Genomic DNA, 25,067 nt, shown 5'->3' on the forward strand with positions numbered 1-25,067 from the left:
AGTTTGACGCGCGGGATGCCCTGGGCGGCCCAACCGGACAGCTGGTCCGCCAGGCGGGCCAGGGGGTAGTTGGTGAAGCCGCCGCTGCCGTAGACGGGCACCCGGTCGTGGAAGGACGGCAGCAGGTCCACGACCGGGAGGTCCAGCAGCCGCGCCTTCAGGTCCCACAGCGCGAGGTCGACGGCGGAGACGGCCAGGGCGCCGACGCCCGGTTGCCCGGCGTTGCGGACGGCGCGCCGCATCCGGCGCCAGACGGCGGGCGGGGCGAGCGCGTCGGCGCCGACGACGACGGGCGCGAGTTGGGACTCGATGAAGGCGGCGGTGGAGACGTCGCCGTAGGTGTAACCGATGCCGGTGCGGGCTCCGGCGTGGGCCTCGACCAGGACCATGGTGGTCGAGGCCCATTCCAGCGTGCCGTCCTGCTCGGTGCCGTCCGGTCCGTCGGTGGGGACGGTGAAGGCATGGACGGCGAGGCGGTCCACCCGGACGGGAGCGGTCACCGGGGGCGCCGGGGTCGCCGCGGTCATCTCGGTGCTCCCGCGTCGGCGGCCGTCGGTCCAGAGGGTTCCAGTTCCAGTCCAGGGGATTCCAGCGCAGCCACTCCCTCTTCCTCCCGTCCGTCCTCCGGGACCGCTCGATCCCGTTCGCGCTTGCCCGGGGCGCCCACGACGAAACGGCGCCGCCGGCGGTCGGCCGTTTCGGCAGCGCGGTTGGGGAAACCCGTCAGGGCGTCCGGTGGCCGGGCGCTGCCCCGGCGACCGCAGTGGCGGACCACCGGAGTGAGGGACGACGACGGACGACTCGGAGCGCGAAGCGAGGAACGGGGAGCGACATGACCCAGACCGTGGTGATCACCGGGGCGAGCGCCGGCATCGGGCGCGCCACGGCCCGGCTGTACGGGCGCCGGGGCGCGAACGTGGCGCTGCTCGCCCGGGGCAGCGCAGGCCTGGAGGCGGCGGCCGAGGAGGTCGAGCGGGCCGGGGGCACCGCGCTGGTCCTGCCGACGGACGTCGCCGACCACCGGGCGGTGTCCTCGGCGGCGAGCCGGGTGGAGGAGCGGTTCGGCGCCATCGACGTGTGGATCAACGTCGCCTTCACCTCCGTGTTCGCGCCGTTCGACGAGATCCGGCCGGAGGAGTTCCGGCGGGTCACCGAGGTGACGTACCTGGGCTTCGTGTACGGCACGATGGCCGCGCTGGAGCGGATGAAGCCGCGCGACCGGGGCACGATCGTCCAGGTCGGCTCGGCGCTGGGCGCCCGCGCGATTCCCCTGCAGTCCGCGTACTGCGGCGCCAAGCACGCCGTCAACGGGTTCACCGAGTCCCTGCGCTGCGAGCTGCTGCACACCGGCAGCAAGGTCCGGATCACCGTCGTCCAGATGCCGGCCGCCAACACCCCGCAGTTCTCCTGGGTGCTCTCCCGGCTGCCGCGCCACCCCCAGCCGGTGCCGCCCATCTACCAGCCCGAGGTGTGCGCCCGGGCGGTGGCCTTCGCGGCGGACCACCCGGGGCGCAAACAGTACTGGGTCGGCGGGAGCACGGCCGCCACCATCCTGGCCCAGAAGGCGGCCGCGCCGCTGCTCGACCGCTACCTCGCCCGGACCGGCTACGACTCCCAGCAGACCGGTGACAGCGTCGGGCCGGACCGGCCGAACAACCTCTGGCACCCGGTCGACGGTGCGGTGGGCGCCGATCACGGGGCGCACGGCGAGTTCGACGAGCGGTCGCACGCGCGCAGCCTCCAACTCTGGGCCTCCCAGCACGCCGCGGCCGTCACCGCCGTGGCCGGCGGGGCGCTGGCGGCGGGCGCGGCGCTGTTCGCCCGCAGGCGCCGCTGACGGTGGGTGGGTGAAGCCCCGGGCTGGATTCACCCGCCCTCGGCTTCAGGGGCGTCGTCGCCCTCGTACGGGGTGCCGTCGGCGTCGTGCCAGCCCGTCTCCGGCGGCGCCTCGGGGTCCTGCTCCTGCCCCTCCCGGGCGCTGTCCGGCATCCGGGGCGCTGATTCCTCCTCGGGGCCGCGGTCGGGCGGCAGCTGATCGGACATGGTGGCCTCCTTCGGTCGGTGCCCGCGCCTACCCGGGGCGGGCCCGTTCACCCGGCTCCGGTCGTCCCGGTTGGCCCCGCCGCCCCCGGGTAGCCGCCGCGTGCGGTCCCCGGCCCGTGCGGGCCGCCGCGTCCCCGGGAGGAGTCACAACCATGCCGTCGGACAGCTTCGCCGCCCGTGGGACCTTCGAGGTCCTGGGCTCGTCCCACACGCTCTACCGGCTCGACGCCGTGCCCGGCGCCGACCGGCTCCCGTACAGCCTGAAGGTGCTGCTGGAGAACCTGCTGCGCAACGAGGGCGGGCACGGCGTCACCGGTGACCAGATCAGCGCGGTCGCCGACTGGGACCCGCGCGCCGAGCCGGCGACCGAGATCCAGTTCACGCCCGCCCGGGTGCTGATGCAGGACTTCACGGGAGTGCCGTGCCTGGTGGATCTGGTCGCGATGAGGGAGGCGATGACCGAACGCGGCGGTGATCCGTCGCTGATCGACACCCGGCGGCCCGTGGAGCTGGTGATCGACCACTCCGTGATCGCCGACCGCTTCGGCTCCCGCGAGGCGTTCGACCGCAACGTGGAGCTCGAGTACGAACGCAACCGGGAGCGCTACGAGTTCCTGCGGTGGGGGCAGGGCGCCCTGCGGAACCTGCGCGTCGTCCCGCCGGGGACGGGCATCTGTCACCAGGTCAACCTGGAGCACCTGGCCCGGGTGGTGTTCGACGAGGACGGGCTGGCCTTCCCCGACACCCTGGTCGGCACCGACTCCCACACGCCGATGGTCAACGGGCTCGGCGTGCTGGGGTGGGGCGTCGGCGGGATCGAGGCGGAGGCCGCGATGCTCGGCCGCCCGGTCAGCATGCTGCTGCCCAAGGTCGTGGGCGTGCGGCTCACCGGGGCGCTCCCCGCCGGCAGCACCGCCACCGACCTGGTGCTGACGATCGCCGAACGGCTCCGGGCCCACGGCGTGGTGGGTTCCTTCGTCGAGTTCCACGGGCCGGGCGTCGCCGAGGTGCCGGTGGCCAACCGGGCCACCATCGGCAACATGAGCCCCGAGTACGGCGCCACCTGCGCCATCTTCCCGATCGACGCCGAGACGCTCGCCTACCTTCGGCTCACCGGCCGCGACGAGCGGCACGTGGCCCTGGTGGAGGCCTACGCCAAGGAGCAGGGGCTGTGGCACGACCCCGGGCACACCGCCGACTACAGCGAGACCCTTGACATCGACCTGTCCGCCGTCGTGCCCTCCATCGCCGGGCCGAAGCGGCCGCAGGACCGCATCGCCCTGACCGACGCGCCCGCCGCCCTGTTCGCCGCCCTCGGCACCGGCGGGGCGGTGGGCGCCGGTGCGCCGGCCGGAGTGGACGAGGGAGACGAGGAGTCCTTCCCCGCCTCGGACCCGCTGTCGGTGACCGGCGACCACCCCGGCGACCGACCGGCCGAGCCCCGGGCGCCCCGGGCCGACGGGGCGCCGCCCCCGCCGCCCGGCCCGCTCTGCGCCCCGGGGCAGGACGGCACCGTCGACCGGATCGGCCACGGCGCGGTAGTCATCGCGGCGATCACCTCCTGCACCAACACCTCCAATCCGCAGGTCATGGTCGCCGCCGGGCTGCTGGCCCGGAAGGCCGCCGAGCGCGGCCTGTGCTCCAAGCCGTGGGTCAAGACCAGCCTCGCGCCCGGCTCCCGGATCGTGATGGACTACCTCGCACACGCCGGACTGCTGCCGCCCCTGGAGGCGCTCGGCTTCGACCTGGTCGGCTACGGCTGCACGACCTGCATCGGCAACTCCGGGCCGCTGATCGAGGAGGTGTCGCGGGCCGTGGCCGCCGACGACCTCACCGTGGTGTCCGTGCTCTCCGGCAACCGGAACTTCGAGGGCCGCATCCACCCGGAGATCAAGCTCAACTACCTGGCCTCGCCGCCGCTCGTGGTCGCCTACGCCCTCGCCGGATCGATGGCCGTCGACCTCACCCGCGACCCGCTCGGCATCGGCGACGACGGCCGGCCCGTCCACCTGAGCGACATCTGGCCGACGCCGGAGGAGATCCAGCAGGTGGTCACCGCCAGCCTGCGGCCGGAGATGTTCACGGCCGGCTACGCCGACCTCTTCACCGGTGACGAGCGCTGGCGCGCCCTGCCCGCGCCCAGCAGCGACCTGTTCACCTGGGACGCCGACTCGACCTACGTGCGGTGCCCCCCGTACTTCCAGGGCCTTCCCCAACGGCCGGTTGCTCCAGGCGATCTGACCGGCGCGCGGGTGCTCGCACTGCTGGGCGACTCGGTCACCACCGACCACATCTCCCCCGCCGGCGCGATCCGGCCCGACTCCCCCGCCGGCGAGTACCTCCAGGCCCACGGGGTCGCACCCCGGGAGTTCAACTCCTACGGCTCCCGGCGCGGCAACCACGAGGTGATGATCCGCGGCACCTTCGCCAACGTCCGCCTGCGCAACCTGCTCGCGCCCGGCACCGAGGGCGGCTTCACCCGCCACCTGCCCGACGGCGAGCAGACCACCATCCACGGCGCGGCCGTGCGGTACGCCGAGGAGGGCGTGCCCCTGCTGGTGATCGCGGGCAAGGAGTACGGCTCCGGATCCTCCCGGGACTGGGCGGCCAAGGGCACCGCGCTGCTCGGCGTCAAGGCCGTGCTGGCGGAGTCCTTCGAGCGCATCCACCGCTCCAACCTCGTCGGCATGGGCGTCCTGCCGCTGCAGTTCCAGCCCGGCCAGAACGCGCGGTCGCTGGGGCTCACCGGCGAGGAGACCTACGCCGTCCACGGGCTCACCGAGCCGGGCGGCACGGCCGAGGTCGAGGCCACCGGGCCGGCCGGCAGCACGCGCTTCACCGCCCGCATCCGGCTCGACACCCCCACCGAGGCCGAGTACTACCGGCACGGCGGCATCCTGCCGCACGCCCTGCGGTCCCTGCTGCCCACCTGATCGCGTACGAGAACCGGAGCGCGGCGTGCGACTGCTGCTGACCACGGACACCCACGTCCCCACCCGGGCGCGCGCCCTGCCCGAACCGCTGCTGCGGGCCCTCGACGAGGCCGATGCGGTGTTCCACGCCGGTGACTGGGTCGACACCGCCACGCTCGACCTGTTCGAGGACCGGGCCCGGCGGCTGGTCGCCGTGTACGGCAACAACGACGGGCCGGCGCTGCGGGAGCGGCTGCCCGAGGTGGCCCGCGCCGAGCTGGGCGGCCTGCGCTTCGCCGTCGTGCACGAGACCGGCCCGGCGCGGGGCCGCGAACAGCGGTGCGCGGAGCGCTTCCCCGACACGGACGTCCTGGTGTTCGGCCACAGCCACATCCCGTGGGACAGCCGTGCCCCGGGCGGCCTGCGGCTGCTCAACCCGGGCTCCCCCACCGACCGGCGGCGCCAGCCCTTCGCCACCTACCTGACCGCCCGTGCGGAGGGCGGCCGCCTCACCGACCTCCACCTCCACCGGCTGCCGCGCCGGTCCTGAGGCGGCTCCGGCGCCCGGCCCGCCCGGTCCACGCCCGACCCCGATCGCACCCGGCCGGCCACGCCGGCCATGCGCTCACCGCACGGCGGCCCGCTCCCGGGCGCGAAGCACGTCGAAGGCGAAGAACCGCCGGACGGCACGGCCGAGTTCCTCCGGTCCGCTGAACCCCCGGCGAGCCGTTTCGACCGTCGGGGAGGTGTCGGGCCGGCGCCAGTGGCGCAGGAAGAGCGTGGCGCACACGGCCGGCGGCGGAACCACGAGCCGGTGCCGGGCCTCCTCCGCGGCCGCGTCCGCGCGGGCGACCAGACCGCACCACTCGTTCCAGCGCTCGTGCTCGCGCAGCCGGGCCAGCACGGCGGGCCGCCAGTCGGCGGACTGCCACGTCGGCCACACCCGCACCATGAGGAGCAGCCGGCGGTCCACAGCGGTGAGCCCGGACAGCTCCGGGGCGGTGAACCAGCGGGTGAGCGCCTCCGGCAGCGGCGAGTCGTCGTCGAGGCCAAGCCGGGCCCGGGCGTAGGCGTCGGCGGTGACGCCCTCGGCGGCGGCGTGGTCGTCCAGCAGGCCGCGCAGGACGGCCTCGTGCAGCGCCGGGTAGTCGTCGTCGAACAGCCGGGCGGCGTCCAGGACGTCGAGGTCGGACATCCAGCGGCCGGGGGCGTGCTCGCGCCGGGTCCGCCGGGCGAGGGCCTGGGTGCGGCTGATCCCGGTGACGGGCACTTCCGGCCCGACCTGGCCGACCTGGCCGACCGGGCCGACCGGGCCGACCGGCCCGACCCGGCCGGGTGCCGCGGCGCCGTCGCGGACCACGCGCAGGGCCACGACCGCGTCCTGCCGCTTCAGGTCCCAGGCCCCTGCGGCGATCATCTCCTCCAGGGTGCACAGCGCCTCGTGGTCCTCCTCGCCGACGGCCCGTTCCAGGTCCTTCCAGCCGCGGTGGGTGAACGGCAGGGCCTTGGCCGCCGCCACGATCCGCCGCCCGGACTCCTCCGGGACGAGGTCCGTCTCCGCGCCCTCCCGGCAGCCGTGCCGCAGGTTCACCAGCGCCACGGTCTGCGCCGGATACCCGACCTGGGCGGGCCCGTGCAGCACGCCCACCTCGTCGTCCCCGTCGATCTCGCCCGAGGCGTACATCTCGTAGACGGCGCCGACGCCGCGCATGCCGCACGGGGCGAGTTCGGCGGCTCGCAGCGCGCCCATGCTCGCGGCGCCGAGGACGTGCGCGCCCTCGGTGATGACCTGGAGGATCTCCTTGTGCCCGACGGACCGCCGTTCCCGGAAGTAGCCGTCGATGATCACGGCGACGTCCCCGGGGCTCCACCGGTCGGCCAGCAGGTCCCCCCGTCCGGCGGGCGGCCGCACCTCGGCGTCCGGGAGGACGGCGTGGACCTCGGCCGCGGACAGCGTCGGTCCGGTGTAGACCACGATCCTGGATGCGCTCACTACAACACCTCCGGACAGACGCGGCTCCCGGGTGCCACGACCTTGACGACGGGGACGCCGATGTCCTCCCGGGTCAGGTCGACCAGGAGCGGCGGGTTGGCGAAGGCCTCGGCCGCGCGCCGGACGACGTAGCCGAGGTCGTCGACCAGGCCGGCGCGCCGCACCGGCTCGTCGAGCAGGTCGCCGAGGTCCGCGGCCGGCCCGCGGTCGCGGCTCAGCCGGCCGACGTCCACCTGGTCGAAGTCGTCCTGGAGGTCGTCCCGAGCGCCCGAGATGTACGCGAGCCTGGCCTGCGCCGCCTCGGTGACGGCGCGGGTCAGCGCGATCGACGGCTCGACGTGGCAGCCGAAGCCGAACATCGCGGCGGGGTAGTCGTGGCAGGCGACCCAGGCCAGGAAGCACGGCAGGCCGGTGGGCGACGGCACCAGGCGGACCTCCAGGGTGACGCCGGCCCGCTCGATCAGCTCGCAGAGCTCCCCGGCCACGGCCGACCCGGAGGTCCTCGGGTCGACCCGCACGCCCAGTTCGCCGCCCGCCTTCACCGCCGCCGTCATCGCGTCCCGCTCGATCACCTCGCAGAGCGCGTGGAGCGCGGCCTCCACCACGGTGTTGCCGCCGGCGAGGCCGTTGGTGGACTCGAAGAAGGCCGGCGGGTTCCAGCCGGTGTGCTCCACCAGCGTCAGCCGCACGGCGTCCACCGGGACGAGCGTCCGCGCGCCGTCGACCAGCGACCTGGCCTCCGTCCACTCCAGCGGCAGGCCGTCGTGCAGCACGCTCGGGTCGGAGGGGGCGAGCGCGGACACGTCGTAGCCCAGGTCCCGTCCGAGGTCGCGCGGGGCAGCCGTCAGCACGCTTGCCACGGGCTGCTCGACGTGCCAGGTCTCGACGGACTCCATCACCGCCGACAGTCGCGCCAACTCGGCCGTGATGCCCTTGCCCTGGGACACGGCGAGGGTCCGGGACAGCGGTCGGACGGCCTGGAAGGTGGGGATGCCGATGGTGTCGAGCCGGGTGATGTCGGCGATCCGGGTGACGCCCACCGCGGCGGCCGCCCGGCGGACCATCGCCCAGGTGGCCTCCGGGGGCCGGGCCCGGTTCGTGCCCGGCAGCCTGAGCACGGCGCGGTCCTGCCGCGAGGCCGCCCAGGACAGGGTCGGGTCGTCGGTGCGCGCCGTGTCGTCGGCCGCGTCGTGGGTCTGCACGGGGAAGGGCCTCCCTGGGGTCAGAGGTTCCGGGTACGGCGCAGCAGTGCCCGCCCGGCGACGGCGTTGGCGACGAGGGCGACGGCGGCCAGCACCACCAGGGCGGGCCAGGCCTTCCCGAAGCCGAAGATCGCGGCGTCGCGCATCCCGTCGACCGCGTACGTCACCGGGTTGACCGTCGAGATCCAGCGGAGCACCTCGGGCAGCTGCTGGGTGGTGGACAGCGACGGCGCGGAGAAGACGAGGACGGGGACGGACACGCTGGTGAGCACCATGAAGGTGCGGTAGTCGCTGATCAGGATCGCGGCCGCGAGGTACAGCCCGTTGAAGGCCACCGACGACAGCATCAGCGCCACCAGCAGCCAGGTCCACTGCCCGACGCCGAAGGGGTAGTCGAAGAGGACGGCGGCGACGGCCAGGGCCAGCAGGCTCTGCGCCAGCACCAGCGAGACGCCGGCGAGCAGTTTGCCGGCCAGGAAGCGCGAGCGGCGCAGCGGCCAGCTCCACAACTGGGTCGAGACCCCGCTCATCTCCTCCTGGAACATCGCCATGCCGGTGGTGCCGGACGCGCTGACCACCGACATGGCCAGCACCATGGGCAGCAGGAAGACCGAGAACGGCAGCCGGTCGCCGCGGTAGCTGATGTCCCCGACGACGTTGCCGAGCGAGGTGTTCACCAGCAGCAGGTAGACGAGCATGGGCGTCAGGCCGAGGATGAGGTTCACCCGGTTGCGGGCGAGGAGGGCGTACTCGCGGTAGAAGACGGCGGCGAAGTCGGCCGTGCGCCTGGTGGCGACCGGTGCGGTGTTCTGGAATGCGGGCACGCTCACGGGTCAGTCCTCGCTCCCGGTCATGCGCAGGAACGCCTGTTCCAGCGAGTCGGTGACGGTGGAGATCCCCGAGATCGCCACTCCGGCGTCCTGACAGTGCCGGGACAGTGGCGGCAGCACGTCCCGGACCTGCGCGTTCTCGATGCGGACTTCGGTGTCCTCGACGACGGTGGTCAGTCCGGCCGTGTCGGCCCACTCCTTGACGACCTTCGCCCCGACCGGGTCGTCCGCCGTCACCAGCACGTGCGCGGCGCCGAACTCCCGGACCAGCTCGCTCGGTCGGGCGAAGCGGACGACCTTGCCCCGGTTGACGACCAGGACCCGCTGGGCGTTGCGCTCCAGCTCCTCGATGATGTGGCTGGTCCAGATCACCGTCATGCCGTTCTCCTCGCGCAGCCACCGCACGAAGCGCTCGATCTGGTGCCGGCCCGCCACGTCCAGCCCCGCGGAGGGCTCGTCGAGGATCAGCAGGGCCGGGATGGTCAGCAACGCCCGTACCAGCTGGAGGCGTTGGCGCTGTCCGCCGGACAGCTGGAAGACGAGCTGCGGCAGCGCGTCCTTCAGGCCGAGGTACTCGGCGACCTCCAGCGCCCAGGGCCGGGCGGCGCGCCAGGTCAGGCCCCGGAAGCGGGCGGCGATCTGCAGGTTGTCCAGCGCCGACAGCATCTCGTCGTACGGGGCGGACTGGTGCATCGCGCCGATGCCGCTCTTGGCGGCGACCGGGTCCCGGCTCGGGTCCGCGCCGAACACCCGGATCCTCCCGGTGGTGGGAGGGGTGACGCCGCAGACCATCTTCATCAGGGTCGTCTTGCCGGCGCCGTTGGGGCCCAGCAGCCCGATGGTCTCGCCCTCGGCGATGTCGAACGAAATCCCGTCGACGGCCGGTGTCGTTTTCCCCCGGTAGCGCTTGGTCAGTTCTTCGGCGTGCACCACGGCATTCGCCACGATCCCTCCCTCCGCATTCCGCACATCACGATCGGTCTCTCAGGGGTTCTTCGGGGTTCTTTCGGACTCTTTCGGGCTCTTTCGGAATCGCCGGTCGAGGTGTTCCCGGTGGACCTTACGCCGCCAGTGACCCGCCCGACCGGCCCGTGCGGAAGCTGCCGTCGAGCTGCCTCCGAACTGCCGCCCGGTGCCCGGAGCGGGTGGCTAGCATTCACGGCGTGAGCCGTTCGGGACAGCCGGGGAGCCGTGACGGAAAAGCCGCCGTGATACTGCTGGATTGCGCCGGCGGCCGCGAACTGGAGACCGTGCGCGAGATATTGACGGGGCCGCTGGAAACGCCCACGATACTGCTCCGGCAGGCCGATCTGCGCTCGACGCCGATGGCGCTCGACGTGGACACCGGGCTGCTGGACGTCGCCGGTCACCGGGTGCGGCCGGCCGTCGTCTGGGTCCGCCACGCGTCGGCCTGCGCGCTGCTGGCGCAGGCGCGGCCGACGGGCTCGGTGACACCGCTCCAGGCCGCGGCCTGGTCGCGGTTCCTCCGGCAGGTGGCGTCGACGGCGTCCGCCGCGCTGCCCGGCAGCACGCTGGTCGGGCCGGCGCAGCTGGCGCAGGCCACGCGGCTGGGCGTGCGGACGCTCCGTACGGTCGTCACCAACGACGTCCCGACGGGCACGCGCGGGCTCGGCACGCCGCACGTGATCGTCAAGTCCCAGGACTTCCGGTTGTTCGAGCCGGACCGGCGGAACTGGTCGAGGTGGCTGCCGTCGGTCATCGGCGCGGACGCCGCTGCCGTGGGCCGTCCGCCGGTCGGGGCGGCGGCCGCCGACCACCCGGTCGTCGTCCAGGAGTACCTGGCCGGTGCCCGGGAGTTGCGGGTGTACCACCTCGGCGGCGGGATCTGCGCCTTCGAGGTCGACAAGCCGGATCCGTCGAGCCCGGTGACGGAGCCGGACCGCGTCACGGTGCGGCGGGTGGAGTGCCCGCCGCGCGCCGCCGACGCGGTGCGCACCCTGTGCGCCGCGTGGGGCCTGCACTACGGGGCGTTCGACCTGCTCGTCCCGGACACCGGGGAGCCGGTGTTCCTGGAGGCCAATCCGGACGGCGACTGGCTCTGGTTCGAGCGCCGGGCGCGTTGGCACGGCGTCTCGTTCATGGCCGCCGTGATGGTCCGCGAGCTGTTCGTACGGACGACTACGGAGGACGTCGTGAGGAGGCCGCGCCGATGACAGCGACCCGGGGTGACGAGGTCTCCGCCCGGGACATGGTGCTGGTGGCCCTGCTCGCGCGGGGGCACACCACCGACCGCGTGGCCCGCGAACTGCGGCTGAGCCGGCACACCGTCGGCGAGGAGATCAGCGTCCTGCTCGGGCGGTTCAACTGCCGCAACCGGGCGGAGCTGGTGGCCTACTGCTACGTCCACCGGCTGCTGCCGATCGGCATCTGGCCGCCGCCGTGCGGCCGTCGCGAAGGGAACGGATGACATGTTCGATCCGCTGGAGAGTCTGCGCGAGGCGGGGCTGCCGGTCGACCAGTTGAGCGAGGCCCAGCGCGAGGTGCTGGCCGGTCTGAGCGAAGAGGAGACGGCCGTCGTCGCCTCGGTGCAGCGCCGGCTCGCCCGGGCGGAGGCCGAGACGGACGCCGAGGTGTGGGCCCACGACCTGAAGCTGCTCTGACCGGCGTCAGGAACCGCGTCGCCGGGCCGCGCCGCCGACGCGCACCACGACCGAGCCCCCGGGGGGAGGACCGCACATGAGTCGCAGACTGGTGGTGGTGCTGTTCCTCGACCTCGTCGGGTGGACACGGCTCGCCGAGCGCGTCGATCCCGAGCCGCTGCAGCAACTGCTGGAGCAGTACTACGAGATCTGCTCGACCACCGTGGAGGAGCACGGCGGAACGGTGGAGAAGTTCATCGGCGACGCCGTCATGGCCGTCTTCGGGGCGGACACCTCGCGGGAGGACGACGCCCTGCGGGCGCTGCGCACGGCGGTGCTGATCCGCACCGGGGTCGGCCGGCTGCGCGCACCCACCGCCGAAGCCGTTCCGGTGGAGGTCCACTGCGGCATCGCCGCCGGCGAGGCCCTGGTGACGCGATCCGAGCGGGCCGGTCTGCGGATCGTCGGCGACGTGGTCAACCTCGCCGCCCGCCTGCAGTCGTCGGCCGCCGCCGGCGAGATCGTCGTGAACGAGACCGTGGCCCAGCTGGCGGGCCCGGACTACGCGATGGCCGCGGTGCCGCCGCTGACGCTGAAGGGCAAGGCCGAGCCGGTGGCCGCGCTGCGCGTGATCGGCGAGGCCGCCGCCCGCCGGGCCGGCGACGAGCCGCGCATGGTGGATCGCCGGGACGAACGCCGTCGGCTGCGCCGGGCCTACCGCCGGGTGGTCGCGGACCGGGCAGCGGCGCTGGTGGCGGTGCTGGGGCCGGCGGGCATCGGCAAGACGCGGCTGGTCAGGGAGACCGTCGACGAACTCGCCGGGGCCGGGGCCATCGCCGTGTTCGGGAGCTGCCCGTCCTACGGGGCGAAGGGCGCCTACGCCGCGCTCGTCGACGTGCTGGACGGCTTGGAGCGGCAGGTACCCGGCTGCGCGGAGCTGCTGCGGACGGACCCCCGCGTCGGCGCGGTGCTCGCCGCTCTGCGCGAGGGCGCGTCCTGCCGCCCCACCGCCGCCGGGCCCGGCCCGGGGGTGGAGGAGGTGTGCTGGGCCGCTCGGGAACTACTCGCCGCCGCCGCGGCCGTCCGCCCGCTCGTCGTGGTGTGGGACGACCTGGAGTGGGCGGGGCCCTCGCTGCTCCGGCTCATCGCCGAACTCTCCCGGGGCCTGCGGGAGTTCCCGCTGCTGACACTCTGCGTGGCGAGACCGGAGATCGGCGGACCGGACGGGCCCGGGTTCCGGTACGACGAGCTGATCGACCTCGGCGCGCTGGACCCGGCCGACAGCGCCCAGCTGGCGGCCTCGCTGGCCACGGGCCCCGGACCGGCCGAGGTGCAGCCGCACGACCTCGGCCTGGCCGACCGGGTCGCCCTGTACGGGGCGGGCAATCCGAGGTTCATCCGGCTGATGGTGGAGTGGCTGGGCACCGGCCGGGCGGTGGACGAGCTGCCGCCGACGATCACCGCCGCGGTGGGCGCGATGATCGACCGGCTCCCGCCGCCCGAGCGGCGGCTGCTCGGCGCGGCCGCGGTGATCGGCCCCACCTTCACGGTGGAGCAACTCGCCCTGCTGGGCGAGACCTTGCCGCCGTCGACCGCCGACACGCTCACCCGCCGGCAGCTGCTGAGCGCCACCACCGACGACGGCGGCGGCTACCGCTTCGTCCAGCAGCCGGTCCACGAGGTGGCGTACGGGCGGCTGGAGAAGCAGCAGCGCATCGCGTGGCACCGGCGCCTGGCCGAGCGGGGCTTCAGCCCCGGCTTCCACTTCGAGGCCGCCGCGCACCTGCTCGGCGGCCTCCGCCCGGACGACGCGGAGCTGCCGCGGCTGGCCGGGCGGGCGGCCGAGGCGCTGCTGGCCGAAGGGACGGCCGCTCTGCGCCAGCGGGACCTGCCGACCGCGGTCGAACTGCTGGAGCGGGCACTGGTCCCGGCGGCACGGGGGCCGGGCCGCTGGCGGCAGGTGGCGGCCGTCCGCCTCAGCGACGCCCTCATGCTCTCCGGGGACACCCGGCGCGCCGTGGAGGTGGTCGCGGACGGCCTGCGGCACGCCGCCGACGGCCCCGGCAGGCGGCTGTGCCTGGTGCAGCGGGCCGTGCTGGCGGCCCGCCTCGGCACGGTCTGCGAGGCGGGCGTCGAGGAGCTGCGGGCCGAACTCGACGGCGACGGGACCGACCGCTTCGCCTGGTGCCGGTTCGAGCAGCTGCGGATGCTGCTCCACCTGGCGCACGGCCGCTTCGGGGCCGCCGAGGCGGCGGCGTGCGCCGCGCTGGAGCACGCCCGGGCGGGCGGTGACGGGTACGAGGAGGACCGGCTGCTGGTGGCCCTGTGCGAGGTCCGGCAGTGGTCGCCGACCCCGGTGGACCGGAAGCTGGCGGGCTGCGCCGAACTCCTGGACCGGTTCGCCGCCGACCGGTTCCTGCTGCTGCCCGCGCTGGCCGCGCGGGCCCGCTGCCTGGCCTTGACCGGCGACGACGACGGCGCCCGCGCCGCCCTGGCCGAGGCCCGGTCCGTCGTGGAGCAGCTCCGGCTGACCGTGGGCGGCGTCCTGGTCGACCAGGTGGCCGGGATGGCCTGCTCGCTGCGGGGCGACCACGCCCGGGCCGAGCGGCACTTCGGCCGGGCGGCCGACGCCCTCGAACGGGCCGGCTACACGTCCGTCCCGCTCGGGCTGCGGGTGCAGGAGGCCCGGGAGTGCGCCCGCCGGGGCCGGACGGACGAGGCGGCCGGCCGGATCGCCGAACTCCTCGCCCGGCGAGGGGAGATGGACGTCCGCGGCCGGCTCCTGTGCCTGTCGGCGGCGGCGCTGACCGCCGCCGGGCAGGGGCGTCGCGCCGATCCGCTGCTCACCGAGGCCACCGCCCTGCTCGACGGCGTCGACGACCCCTGCCTGCGCGGCGAGGCCCGCTTCGACCTGGCCCGGGCCGCCCGGCTGCTCGGCGACGAGCCCGGGGCCCGGGCGATGGCCCGGGCGGCCGTCGACGACTACGCGGCGGTCGGTGCGACGAGACCTCGGGAAGCGGTGCGCGCATGGATCTGAACGGCGCGCCCTGGCGGCGTGAGCGGCCGCGGCACTTCTCCGGCATGCCCGCCTGGAGCATGCCCGCCGACGGCGACCTCGGCGAGCCCCTGCCGGCGAGCCTGTTCGACGGGGTCGACTCCCGGTGGGCGTGGGCGGGCGCGAGCGGCGCGGGCGTCCGGGTCTGCGTGCTGGACAGCGGCGTGGACGGGAGCCATCCGCTGGTCGGCCCGGTGGAGCGGGCGTGGCAGGTGGTGACGGCCGAGGGGCGGGCGCCACGGGTGGAGGCGTGCGAGCCGTACGACGGCGCCGGGCACGGCACCGCGTGCGCGGGCATCATCCGCGCGATCGCGCCGCAGGTCTCGCTCAGTTCGCTGAAGGTCCTCGGGGACGGGCGGTCCGGCAGCGCCGCCGCGCTGGTCGCCGGGCTCGCCTTCGCGATCGAGGAGGGGTTCGACGTGGTCAGCATGAGCGTGTCGACGGCGCGGCTGGAGTTCCGCGGCCGGCTCAGCGAGCTGTGCGACCGCGCCTACTTCCGCCGCACCACGGTGGTGGCGGCGGCGCACAACCTGCCGATCGAGAGCTTCCCGTGGAACTTCGCGTCGGTGATCTCGGTGGCCAGCCACGCCGAGCCGGACAGCATGCGCTTCTACTACAACCCCGCGCCGCCGGTGGAGTTCCGCGCCCGCGGGGTGCGCGTCCCGGTGGCGCGACCGGGCGGCGGCACCGTCCGCAGCACCGGGAACAGCTTCGCGGCACCGCACATCGCCGCGATCGCGGCCCTCGTGCTGAGCAAGCACCCCTGGCTCACGCCGTTCCAGCTCAAGACCGTGCTGTACCACTGCGCCGCGAACCTACCGGCCCCAGGAGGCGGAGAATGAACCCCTTGCCAGCCCGTCCCCTCGGCGGGGCGACCGAGCGTCAACTGCTGCAGTCCGTGGTGTCGGTGGCCCGGTACGTGTACGGGGCCGCCGCCTCCTCGGTGTTCATGGTGAGCCCCGACACCGGCGAGCTGGTCTTCGCGGCGGTCGCGGGCGAGGGCGAACAGGGCCTGGTCGGCAAGCGGTTCGAACCCGGCACCGGTATAGCCGGCTGGGTGGCGGCCAGCGGCCAGCCGCTGATCACGGACAACGTGGCCGATAGCGACCGGTTCGCCCACGACGCCGCCGCCTCGACCGGCTACGTGCCCACCAGCATCCTGGCCGCTCCGCTCATCGCGGACGGGGAGTGCATCGGCGTGATCGAGGTGCTGGACCGCCACGTCCGGCCGGCGAACGACCCCAGCCGGGAGCTCGACGACATCGAGCTGCTGGGGCTGCTCGCCACCCAGGCCGCGTTGAGCCTCGCCCTGCTCCGGCGCGGCGAGCGGACGGCCGGCGCCGCGCCTCGGCTGGGCGAGCTGGTGGCACGGCTGTCGGAGCACGCCGTCACGGACGCCTCCGACCCGTTGGCCGCCGCGCTGCTCAGCATCTCGCTGGAGCTGCTGGACCAACGCGCCCAGCCGGCCGCCGAGTCGGCGTGAGGGCGTGACGGCGGGCGGGGACACCGCGCAGCCGGAGCACACAGTCGGACCACACAGCCGGAGCACCGTCAGATCCTGGACAGTGCGCAGACGCAGCACAGACGGGTCGGCGACGCGCCGGAGACGCGCACGGAACGGGCCTGCCCTACCGTCCTGCGCCATGGTGCACAGTGCCGAGACCGACGCGCCGTTCCCCCGACTGCTCCGCCACCAGCGGGTCCGAGCCGGACTCACCCAGCGGACGCTCGCCGACCTGTCCACGATCAGCCCCCGGACCATCCGGGACCTGGAATCCGGCCGGGCGCAGGCCCGGATGCAGACCCTCCGCCTGCTCGCGGACGCTCTGCGGCTGCACGGCCTGACCCGCGAGGTGTTCATCAGCACGGGCACGGGCGACCGCCGGGCAGGTCCGGAGGCGGCCGACCCGGGTTTCGCCCCGCCACGACCCGTCACTCCCCTGCTGGGCCGCGATACCGAGGTCCGGGCGATGGCCCAGGCCCTGGAGTCGGGCCACCGCCGGCTGGTCTCCGTCTCCGGCCTCCCCGGGGTGGGGAAGTCGCGGGTGGCCGCGGAGCTGGCCGCCCGGCTCAGCGCGGGCCGTGGCTGGCCGGTGCTGTGGATCGGCACCGGCCCGCGCCCCGACGGCGGGAGCGGTACGGCGTTCGGCCCGCTGACGAAGTCGCTGCGCCTGCTGATCGAGTCGGAGGCCGAGGACGTCTCCGCGGTCCGCCGGCTGATCGGCCACCACGAGGCACTGCTGGTGCTCGACGGGATCGCCGACGCCGGGCCCCCGGCCGGAGTGGAGGAACTGCTCGCGTACTGCCCGGGGGTCCGCGTGGTCAGCACCTCCCGGGTGCCCTGGCGGGTCGCGGGCGTCCAGGCGACGGTGCTCCCGCCGCTGGCCGTGCCGGGGGCGGAGTGGGACGCCTCCGGATCACCGGAGGGGCTCGCCGACGTGCCGTCGGTGCGGCTGCTGCTGGACCGGCTGTCGGAGGTCCGGCCGGGTTTCGCGCTCGGCCGGGCCGACGCGTGGGCGGCGGCCCGGGTGTGCCGTCGACTGGACGGCCTGCCGCTCGCCCTGGAGGCCGCGGCCGAGCGGTTCGGGGTGCTGGGCCTGCGCCAACTGGCCGAGGAGCCCGCACCGGGCCTGCTCGACCTACCGGTGCCGGCGCGGTCCGCCGGCGCGCCCGGGACGCTCGGCGGCCTGCTGGGCACCGAGGTCGACCGGCTGGACGCCGCCCGTCGCGCGATCCTCGGGGAGCTGGCACGGCCCGAGGGGGCGCCGACCGTCGCCGAGGTCGCCGCCGCCCTGGACCGGCCGCGCAACGACGTGGTCGACGACGTCTGCCGGCTGGTGGGCCACGGGCTGGTCCGCGCCTGTCACGAGGAGCCCGGCACGCGCCTGCACCTGCCGAACCTGCTGCGGGCGCTGCTGCGGACCCGCCCCGACCTCCCCGGATCACCATGACGGCCACCCTCGATCCGACCGCCCCCGAGCACCGCGCCGACCCGTACCCGCTGCTGCACCGGATGCGCCAACTCGACCCGGTCCACCGCCGGGTGAACCGGGTGAGCGGCCGCGCGTCCTGGTACCTGACCCGGTACGCCGACGTCCAGCGCGCCCTGCTCGACCCCGACCTCGGCCGGCAACTCGACCGGCTCCCCGCGGGGTTGGCCGCCGAGCGGCGCCGCTGGGAGTTCGACCCGCTGGCGATGGTGCGGCGCAACGTCTTCAACCTGGACCCCCCTGACCACACCCGGCTGCGCCGCCTGATCGCTCCCGCCTTCGGCGCCCGCACGGTGGCCGCGGTCCACCGGCGCGTCGAACGGGCCGTCGACGCACTGGTGGACGCGGCCCGGGGCACCGCAGGCGTGATCGACGTGATCGCGGACCTGGCCCTGCCGCTGCCGGTCGTGGTCGTCGCCGAGCTGGTCGGCTTCCCGACCGACGACCTGGCCTCGCTGCGCCGGTGGAGCGACGAGATGCTCCGGACCGGGGACCCGGTCCGGGTGCGCCGCGCGGGTCTGGAGTTCGTCGCCCACGTCGAGGAGCGGATCGCGGAGCGGCGGGCCCGCCCCGGCCCGGACCTGCTCTCCCGGCTCGTCCGGGCCGAGGACGAGCGCGCGCTCAGCCGGGCCGAGCTGGTCTCCGGCGTCTTCCAACTGCTGCTCGCCGGTGACGAGACGACCGTCAACCTCATCGGCAACGCGGTGCTCGAACTGCTGCGGCACCCGGAGGAGCTGGCCCGGCTGCGCGAGCGGCCCGAGCTGCTGGAGCCCGCGGTCGAGGAGGTGATCCGCTTCAACGGCCCGGTGGGACACACCCGCCCGGTGTACGCGCTCGCCGACGTGGAGATCGGCGGAGTGGTCATCCCACGTGGCGACACCGTGGTGCCCGTGCTGCTGGCGGCCAACCGGGACCCGGCCGTCTTCGCCGATCCGGACGCCTTCGACATCGCCCGAAGCCCCAACCGGCACCTCGGATTCGGCCACGGCATCCACTACTGCCTCGGCGCGGCGCTGGCCCGGCTCCAGGCCCGCGCCGCCGTCGGGGCCCTGGTGCACCGCTTCCCCCGACTGGCGCTGGCCGTCGATCCGGCCGACCTGGAGTGGACGCCGGACCTGTTCCTGCACGGGGTGCGCCGCCTACCGGTCTCGCTGGGAACCACTGGGAAGGGAATGACCACGTGAACGATCCGAAGGTGCCCGGGAACCTCCCCCTGATGGCGTTCGGCCACGCCACCTCGCAGATCCTCTACGCCGCCGTCCGGCTCGGGGTGCCGGAGGCCCTCGCGGGCGGCCCGATGGAGCCGGCCGAGCTGGCCCGGTCGCTCGACTGCGATCCGGACGGACTCACCCGGCTGCTCCGCGCTCTGACGGTGCTCGGAGTGTTGGAGGTGCCGAAGGTGCCGGGGGTGCTCGGCGAGGGCGCGCCGGGCCGGGTCGCCCTGACCGGGCCGGGCCGGCAGCTCTGCGCCGGCCATCCGCGCTCGATCCGCGCCAGCGTGCTGCTGCTCGGCGATCCGGTGACGTGGCGCGCGTGGGGTGCGCTGACCGACGGGGTGCGCACCGGCGGCGCGGCCTTCGACCGGGCCCACGGCCGTCCGCTCTTCAACCACCTGGCCGACGATCCCGGGCTGTCCGACCTCTTCAACGCCGCCATGGGCGAGGGCACCGGCTGGACCGCCCGGGACCTCCCCCGCGCCTACGACTTCACCGGCGCCCGCACCGTCGTCGACATCGGCGGTGGGAACGGCACCCTGCTGGCGGCCGTGCTCCGGGCCGCGCCCGGCGCGCGGGGCGTCCTGTTCGACAGTGCCCGGGGCGCGGCGGCCGCCGCCGGGACGTTCCGGCGGGCCGGGCTCGCCCCGGACCGCTGGTCGGTCGAGACGGGCGACTTCTTCACGGCCGTGCCGCCGGGCGACGTGCTGCTGCTGAAGGGCGTCCTGCACGACTGGGACGACGAGCGGTGCGCCGCACTGCTGCGCAACTGCCGTGCGGCGATCGCCCCGGACGGACGGCTGCTGGTGGTGGAGCCCGTCCTGCCGGACCGGCTGGACGACCCGGAGGCCGCCGGGGTCGTCATGAGCGACATCGCGATGCTGGTCTACACCGGTGGCCGGGAGCGCGACCGGGGCGAGTTCGGGGCGCTGCTCGCCGAGGGCGGCTTCCGACTCGTCGACGTCACCCGGCGGTTGGCGGCCTCGGCGGTGCGGATCCTGGTCGCGGCTCCGGTGTGACGGCTCGGCTCTCTGAGGTTCGGCGGGCGGGCATGCCTGCGGGCAGCAGGTCGGCGGGCGGGTGCGTCACCCCAGGTGCTGGGCGAGGAAGCGCTCCACCGCCCGGTAGTAGGTCTCGCGGTTGCCGGGCCTCGCCAGCCCGTGGCCCTCGTCGGGGAACAGCAGGTACTCGTGCGGCAGTCCCTTGGCGGCCAGCGCCGCGACGACCTGCTCGGCCTCCGCCCGGGGCACCCGGACGTCGTTGGCACCCTGGGCCACCAGGACGGGGATGCGGATGTCGTCGACCCGGGACAGCGGCGACCGCTCCCACAGCAGCTCGCGCTCCGTCTCCGGGTCCCCCACGTTCGCGTTCATGAACGCCCGCAGCGGAGTCCGGTACGGGGCTCCGGCCGCCAGCAGGGTCAGCAGGTTCGACGGGGCGCACAGCGCTATCGCGCAGCGGAAGACGGAGGGGGTGAAGGCCGCGCCGACGAGCGCCGCGTAGCCGCCGTACGAGCAGCCCATGATCGCGACCCGGGAGGCGTCGACCGTGCCGTCCGCGACCAGGTGGTCGACGGCGTCGAGCAGGTCGGTGTGCATCGCGGCGCCCCACTGCTTGGCGCCCAGGTTGCGGAACCGCTTGCCGTAGCCCGTCGAGCCCCGGTAGTTGATCTGGACGCAGGCGTAGCCGCGGTTGGCCAGCAGCTGCGCCTCCTCGTCGAAGGCGAAGGTGTGCCGGGCCCACGGCCCGCCGTGGACGTTCACCACGGCCGGCAGACGCCGGCGGTCCGCGCCGGGCGGCCAGGTCACGTAGCCGTGCACGGCGACGCCGTCGCGCGCGGTGAACTCGAAGGGTTCCATCCGGGCGAGCCGGTACCTCTCCAGTTCCGGCTGGTGGCTGAAGAGGTACCGCAGCCCGCCGTCCGCCCGGTCGTACAGGTAGTAGAGGACCGGGCCGGCACCGGTCACCACCGAGACCGTCCAGCGCCGGTCGGAGCGGTCGCCGCGGTCGACGTAGACCTCGCCGTCGATCGCCCGGAGTGCGAGCTCGCCGCGGATCCGGCCGAGGTCCTTGCCGAACTCCTCGTCGAGGAACACCCATTCATCGCGGTCCTTGGCGAACAGCACGGCCTGCGGGGTATGGCTCAGCGGATCCGTCTCGACCTGCTTGACGTCGTGGACCGGGTCCTCGGCGAGCACGGTGCGCCGCCCGGTCGCGAGGTCGACGGCGAGCAGGCGGCTGCTGTTGGCCCCGATGGAGGACAGCAGGTGACAGGTGGCGCCGTCCCGGTCGAAGCCGATCACCCTGGTGCCCATGACGTCCTCGTAGGGCACGTCCAGCCACGGCGCGTCGAGCCGGGGCTCGGTGTCCGCCGGGCCCCGGGGCGGGTCCAGGTGGATGGCCGTGCCGCCGTCGGGCTTCATCGCCGAGCCGCCGCGCACCCGCAGGTCGGTGTCGATGATCCAGCTCAGGTAGCCGGGGTTCCGCGCGACCTGGTCGAGCCGGCCCGTCGCCAGGTCCAGGCGGTGGACGTCGTGGAGGTCGCGCCGGTCCTTGTTGAGTCCGATCAGCACCGTGGTCGGATGCCACCGGTTGTGGGCCAGCAGGCGTGCCTGGACGCCCTCGAAGGGCGTGGCGCAGTGCTCCTCGCCGGTGACGAGGTCCAGGAGGTGCACCCGCCAGCTCTCGTCGCCGTGTTCGTCCCGCAGGTACAGCAGCGTGCGGTCGTCGTGGCAGAGGCCGTAGGTGCGGATGCCCCGCCCGCGGTCCCGGGTCAGCACCGTCGCCTCGTCGGGGCGCTCCACCGGGGCCGTCCAGACGTTCATCACCCCGTCCTGCGGGGCGAGGAACAGCAGTCTGGTGCCGTCCGGCGAGACCCGTGGCAGGAGGCGGGACGGGTTGCCGAAGAGGAGGGAGTGCGGGATCGGCGGTACGGGTTCAGCCGTCACGGCTCACTCCCCGGGTAGCTGGCTGGCGTGGGCGCCCGGAGCGCCACCACTGGGCGAGCCCCGGGTACTGCGCGACCGCCTCGTCGGTGTCGCGGGGGTGGTGCGGGTCGCACGACGGGTTGGCGTCCCGCGGCGGGGTCGGGTCGGCGGACGGCCCGCGCAGGAGCGGCCGGTCCGCGCCGCGGCGCGGGGGGACGAGCGTCTGGGCCCGGAAGAGCGCCGTCATGAGCGCCGGGCTGCCGAGCACGGCCCGGGACATCCCGGTCCTCGCCGGGGGTGCGGGGGCGCGGCCGTCCGACGGCCGGTCCCGGTCGGTGGCCATCCGCCAGGCCCGCTCGGCCACCTCGGCCATGGCGAGCTGGAGTTCGGGCAGGGCGGACGGGTCGGCGCCGCGCCGGGCCAGTTCGCGGCCGAGGCGCACCGCGCTCAGCAGGGCGACCGACATGCCGTGCGAGTAGACCGGGTTCATCGCCGCCAGGGCGTCGCCGAGGACGAGGAAGCCGTCGGGGCGGGGCCCGCGTTCGTAGTACCGTCTGCGGTTCGCGGTGGCGCGGAACGGCCGCACCCCGCCGAGGGGTTCGGCGGCGGCCGTCAGCTCCGCGATGATCGGTGAGCCCAGTGTGCGGGCGCAGGCGGTGAATCCGCCCGCGTCGGCCGGTGGCGCCGCGGCGCGCGTGCCGGTCAGGGTGACGATCCACCGGCCGCCCTCGATCGGGAACAGCGTCGCGCCGTAGCCGGGGCGGCCGTCCGCCGGGCGCGGGTGCACCATGACCGCCGGGAGGCCGTCGGCGAGGGCCCCGGGCGCCCGGTAGACCCGGGTGGAGTACGCGAGCCCGGGGTCGACGGTCTCCTCCTGGACGCGGGGACCGCCGAGTTCGGCCAGCCAGTGCGCCGCCCGCGAGCGCCGGCCGGTGGTGTCCACCACCAGGTCGGCGTGGAGCGTCTCGCGGGCGCCGTCCTCCCGCCCGACGACGACTCCGGTGACCCGTGCGGCGTTCCCGAGCAGGCGCAGTGCCCGGGTGCCCTGGCGCACCGACACCGCGCCGTCGGCCAGTGCCCGCTGCCGGATGACGTGGTCGGTGAGCCAGCGGCTGCACGAGACCAGGAAGGCGCCGGTGTCGTGGCGGCGGAACCAGCCGCCCGCGGTGAGGATCAGCGCGTCGCCCGGCAGGCCCCGCCGGTGCGCGCCGGCGGCGAGGAGCGCGTCCAGGGTGCCCGGGAGCACGGTGTCCAGGGCCTCGGCGCCCGCCGTCACCAGCACGTGGCTGTGGAAGGCCTGGGGCAGCCCGGTCCGGGCGCCCGGGCCCGCCGGGTACCGGCCGCCCTCGACCACCGTGACCTCGTCGACGTGCCCGGAGAGCACCTTGGCCACCAGGATGCCCGCGAAGCCCCCGCCGAGGACGACCGCCCGGGTCACGACCGCGCGGCCGGCGCGGCTCCGGTCTCCTGGAGCAGACCGGCCTCGACCATCGAGCTGATGAAGGAGTCCACTTCGGTGCGGACGCGCTCCCCCAGCGCGGCGTTGTGTCCGGCGAACAGCAGCGACAGCCGCTCGATGACCTCCGCCCGGTCACCGGTGCTCTCCACCAGCGCCCAGATCTGGGCGGCGGTCGCGTTCAGGGTCCGGAAGTCGCCGGACTCGGTGTGGTAGAGCGAGATCCCGCCCGCGCTCTCCTGCCAGATCACCGCGTCACTGATGTGCAGGGACAACGCCCGACCTCCTGTTCACCGGCGTGATGGGGATGAGCTCACCGACCTTGATGGCGGACTTCGGGGTGGGCACGTAGGTCTTCCACTGGTCGTGCACCGGGTGCACCTCGCCCGTGGCGACCAGCCGGGGGACGGTCATGTCGAGGCTCCCGGCGGCCAGCTCCGCGCGGCTGACCCCGGCCTCCTGCCAGAGTTGGGAGGTGACGCCGTGCCGCAGGATCCGGCACAGGTGGCGGCTGTTGCGGCGGACGTCACCGGACTCCGCCAGGTGGGAGGCCCGGCAGCCGCCGCCGCAGTTCGCCTTGATGTAGCACTGCGCGCAGTCCGCGTGGAACTCCCCGCCGAAGACGGTGCTGCGGCGCATCGCCGACAGCACCGGACCGGCGAACACCTCCGCGAGCGGCTGGCGCCGGACGTTGCCCGCGTGCTCGCCCTGGCCCGTGACCAGCTTGCACGGGTAGACGTCGCCGAGGGAGTTGATGTAGATCTCGTTGCCGCCCATCCCGCAGTTGCCCTTGACCGAGCACGGCGTCACCGGCCGCGGCCCGTCCGGCAGGAGCTTGCCGGCGACCGGCGAGGTCCAGACGATCTGCTGCACCCGCAGGTGGTCCTGCCAGCCGAAGTCGTACGCGTCGCCGACGCCCCGGCCGAGGTCGTTGTGGTTCATCAGGCGGATGCTGTGGATCTCGATCCCGTCGAGGAAGGACGCGAAGTCCTCCAGCTCGTCGATGTTGTCCGAGGTGACGATGTGGTTGACGGCCGGCGCCACCCCGGCGTCGTTGAGCAGCCGGATCGCCCGGTGGGTCCGGGCGAACGCGCCCTTGCCGCGGGTGCGGTCGTGCGTCTCGGCGGTGCCTCCGTCGAGGCTGACGGTGACGGCGTTGAAGAGTTCGGCGAACCGCCGGGCGGTGGCCTCGGTGCGGATCATCGTCGCGTTGGTGATGATGTTCGACTTCAGGCCGCTGCGGTTGGCGTGCTCGACGAGCCGGAACAGGTCCTTGCGCAGCATCGGCTCGCCGCCGGTGAACACCAGGGTCCGGGCGCCGAGGCCGGCGATCTGGGAGATCAGGTCGAGCGACTCGGCGGTGTCGAGCTCGCCCGGGAGGCACTTCTCGGACGAGGCGTAGCAGTAGGGGCAGCGGAGGTTGCAGCCGTCGGTGACGGCGTAGTACACGAAGTTCAGCGGGGCTTCGGCGACCTTCACCGCGGGCCGGTTGCCGTTGTAGTAGACGATCCAGTTCAGGATGAGCTTGGCGAGGATGCGTTCCGTCCCGTCGTTCGGCTCGAGCTCCGGTGCCCGTGGCCCGCCGGTCCCTTCGCCGCTCTCCCGGAGGCCGGCCAGGGCCTGGAGAACGTCGAACTCGCGTCGGTCGAGGACGCACCGGGCGCCCGCCTCGGGGTTGACCACGAGGTGTTCCCCGTCATGCACGAAGTACGTCAGGTCCGCCGGTACGTCGAACAACGACAGGTTCCGGACCAGCTGTCCTCGCATCCTGCCTCCCATCCGGGCTTGCACACGCGCGACCCGACGAGCCTCACCGCCGGGCCGCACCTGTGGACTGTCGGGACT

At 74.6% G+C, this 25,067-nt stretch carries 22 protein-coding genes; 12 read left to right on the forward strand and 10 right to left on the reverse strand.

Annotated features, from left to right (window positions below; translation table 11 throughout):
- Positions 1 to 527: enolase-like domain-containing protein (locus ACZ4WV_RS14755; protein WP_465746483.1), on the reverse strand; the 527-nt coding region annotated here is incomplete at its 3' end.
- Between the two features lie 305 nt (positions 528 to 832).
- On the opposite strand from ACZ4WV_RS14755, the gene ACZ4WV_RS14760 reads away from it, so the two are divergent.
- Complete coding sequence (locus ACZ4WV_RS14760) at positions 833 to 1,837, forward strand: SDR family oxidoreductase (RefSeq protein WP_465746485.1); 1,005 nt, start codon at positions 833 to 835, stop codon at positions 1,835 to 1,837.
- 29 nt (positions 1,838 to 1,866) lie between these two features.
- On the opposite strand, the gene ACZ4WV_RS14765 is transcribed toward ACZ4WV_RS14760, so the two are convergent.
- Complete coding sequence (locus ACZ4WV_RS14765) at positions 1,867 to 2,043, reverse strand: hypothetical protein (RefSeq protein WP_465746487.1); 177 nt, start codon at positions 2,041 to 2,043, stop codon at positions 1,867 to 1,869.
- Between the two features lie 152 nt (positions 2,044 to 2,195).
- Here ACZ4WV_RS14765 and ACZ4WV_RS14770 point away from each other — a divergent pair, with 152 nt between their 5' ends.
- Positions 2,196 to 4,976, forward strand: coding sequence for an aconitate hydratase (locus tag ACZ4WV_RS14770; RefSeq protein WP_465746489.1), 2,781 nt, complete (start codon positions 2,196 to 2,198; stop codon positions 4,974 to 4,976).
- Positions 4,977 to 5,001: 25 nt separating this feature from the next.
- The gene (locus ACZ4WV_RS14775; RefSeq protein ID WP_465746491.1) at positions 5,002 to 5,505 is read left to right on the forward strand and encodes a metallophosphoesterase family protein; all 504 of its coding nucleotides are present in this window, start codon (positions 5,002 to 5,004) and stop codon (positions 5,503 to 5,505) included.
- Between the two features lie 75 nt (positions 5,506 to 5,580).
- Here the strand turns inward: ACZ4WV_RS14775 and ACZ4WV_RS14780 are convergent, their stop codons facing one another.
- From ACZ4WV_RS14780 to ACZ4WV_RS14795, 4 genes are read right to left on the reverse strand one after another with little or no spacing between them, the layout of a single operon-like run.
- Entirely contained in the window at positions 5,581 to 6,948 is a 1,368-nt protein-coding gene (locus tag ACZ4WV_RS14780; protein WP_465746493.1) for a TfuA-like protein, read from the reverse strand.
- Positions 6,948 to 8,150 carry a YcaO-like family protein gene (locus ACZ4WV_RS14785; protein WP_465746495.1) on the reverse strand — a complete coding sequence of 401 codons (1,203 nt, stop codon included), beginning with the start codon at positions 8,148 to 8,150 and terminating at the stop codon, positions 6,948 to 6,950. Before ACZ4WV_RS14785 ends, ACZ4WV_RS14780 begins: the two co-directional genes overlap by 1 nt.
- A gap of 20 nt (positions 8,151 to 8,170) precedes the next feature.
- Positions 8,171 to 8,980, reverse strand: a complete 810-nt coding sequence (locus ACZ4WV_RS14790; protein WP_465746497.1) for an ABC transporter permease — start codon at positions 8,978 to 8,980, stop codon at positions 8,171 to 8,173.
- 3 nt (positions 8,981 to 8,983) lie between these two features.
- On the reverse strand, positions 8,984 to 9,925 hold the full coding sequence (locus ACZ4WV_RS14795; RefSeq protein ID WP_465746499.1) for an ABC transporter ATP-binding protein: 942 nt from the start codon (positions 9,923 to 9,925) through the stop codon (positions 8,984 to 8,986).
- Positions 9,926 to 10,188: 263 nt separating this feature from the next.
- Here ACZ4WV_RS14795 and ACZ4WV_RS14800 point away from each other — a divergent pair, with 263 nt between their 5' ends.
- From ACZ4WV_RS14800 to ACZ4WV_RS14840, 9 genes are all read left to right on the forward strand, one after another.
- The gene (locus ACZ4WV_RS14800; RefSeq protein ID WP_465746501.1) at positions 10,189 to 11,154 is read left to right on the forward strand and encodes an MvdC/MvdD family ATP grasp protein; all 966 of its coding nucleotides are present in this window, start codon (positions 10,189 to 10,191) and stop codon (positions 11,152 to 11,154) included.
- A complete protein-coding gene (locus ACZ4WV_RS14805) occupies positions 11,151 to 11,408 on the forward strand; it encodes a LuxR C-terminal-related transcriptional regulator (RefSeq protein WP_465746503.1) in 258 nt (85 codons plus the stop codon). The genes ACZ4WV_RS14800 and ACZ4WV_RS14805 overlap by 4 nt, the downstream gene beginning before the upstream one ends.
- Before the next feature lies 1 nt (position 11,409).
- Entirely contained in the window at positions 11,410 to 11,601 is a 192-nt protein-coding gene (locus ACZ4WV_RS14810; RefSeq protein ID WP_465746505.1) for an aroma-sacti cluster domain-containing protein, read from the forward strand.
- Between the two features lie 76 nt (positions 11,602 to 11,677).
- Positions 11,678 to 14,617, forward strand: coding sequence for an AAA family ATPase (locus tag ACZ4WV_RS14815; protein ID WP_465746507.1), 2,940 nt, complete (start codon positions 11,678 to 11,680; stop codon positions 14,615 to 14,617).
- The gene (locus ACZ4WV_RS14820) at positions 14,608 to 15,477 is read left to right on the forward strand and encodes a S8 family serine peptidase (protein ID WP_465746509.1); all 870 of its coding nucleotides are present in this window, start codon (positions 14,608 to 14,610) and stop codon (positions 15,475 to 15,477) included. Before ACZ4WV_RS14815 ends, ACZ4WV_RS14820 begins: the two co-directional genes overlap by 10 nt.
- On the forward strand, positions 15,474 to 16,118 hold the full coding sequence (locus ACZ4WV_RS14825) for a GAF domain-containing protein (RefSeq protein WP_465746511.1): 645 nt from the start codon (positions 15,474 to 15,476) through the stop codon (positions 16,116 to 16,118). The genes ACZ4WV_RS14820 and ACZ4WV_RS14825 overlap by 4 nt, the downstream gene beginning before the upstream one ends.
- A 160-nt stretch (positions 16,119 to 16,278) precedes the next feature.
- Positions 16,279 to 17,586 (forward strand): AAA family ATPase, encoded by a 1,308-nt coding sequence (locus ACZ4WV_RS14830; RefSeq protein ID WP_465746513.1) that lies wholly within the window; start codon positions 16,279 to 16,281, stop codon positions 17,584 to 17,586.
- On the forward strand, positions 17,583 to 18,809 hold the full coding sequence (locus ACZ4WV_RS14835; protein ID WP_465746515.1) for a cytochrome P450 family protein: 1,227 nt from the start codon (positions 17,583 to 17,585) through the stop codon (positions 18,807 to 18,809). The genes ACZ4WV_RS14830 and ACZ4WV_RS14835 overlap by 4 nt, the downstream gene beginning before the upstream one ends.
- Complete coding sequence (locus ACZ4WV_RS14840; protein WP_465746517.1) at positions 18,806 to 19,858, forward strand: methyltransferase; 1,053 nt, start codon at positions 18,806 to 18,808, stop codon at positions 19,856 to 19,858. The genes ACZ4WV_RS14835 and ACZ4WV_RS14840 overlap by 4 nt, the downstream gene beginning before the upstream one ends.
- A gap of 66 nt (positions 19,859 to 19,924) precedes the next feature.
- On the opposite strand, the gene ACZ4WV_RS14845 is transcribed toward ACZ4WV_RS14840, so the two are convergent.
- Genes ACZ4WV_RS14845 through stsB form a run of 4 tightly spaced genes read right to left on the reverse strand, consistent with a single transcriptional unit; the run spans position 19,925 to position 24,989 of the window.
- Complete coding sequence (locus tag ACZ4WV_RS14845) at positions 19,925 to 21,787, reverse strand: S9 family peptidase (protein ID WP_465746519.1); 1,863 nt, start codon at positions 21,785 to 21,787, stop codon at positions 19,925 to 19,927.
- The gene (locus ACZ4WV_RS14850; RefSeq protein ID WP_465746521.1) at positions 21,777 to 23,204 is read right to left on the reverse strand and encodes an NAD(P)/FAD-dependent oxidoreductase; all 1,428 of its coding nucleotides are present in this window, start codon (positions 23,202 to 23,204) and stop codon (positions 21,777 to 21,779) included. Before ACZ4WV_RS14850 ends, ACZ4WV_RS14845 begins: the two co-directional genes overlap by 11 nt.
- Complete coding sequence (locus ACZ4WV_RS14855; protein WP_465746523.1) at positions 23,201 to 23,497, reverse strand: PqqD family protein; 297 nt, start codon at positions 23,495 to 23,497, stop codon at positions 23,201 to 23,203. The genes ACZ4WV_RS14850 and ACZ4WV_RS14855 overlap by 4 nt, the downstream gene beginning before the upstream one ends.
- Positions 23,478 to 24,989, reverse strand: a complete 1,512-nt coding sequence (gene stsB / locus ACZ4WV_RS14860) for a StsB family radical SAM/SPASM domain sactipeptide maturase (protein WP_465746525.1) — start codon at positions 24,987 to 24,989, stop codon at positions 23,478 to 23,480. The genes ACZ4WV_RS14855 and stsB overlap by 20 nt, the downstream gene beginning before the upstream one ends.
- Positions 24,990 to 25,067 lie beyond the last annotated feature (78 nt).

This window comes from Kitasatospora sp. NPDC029312, assembly GCF_055569215.1.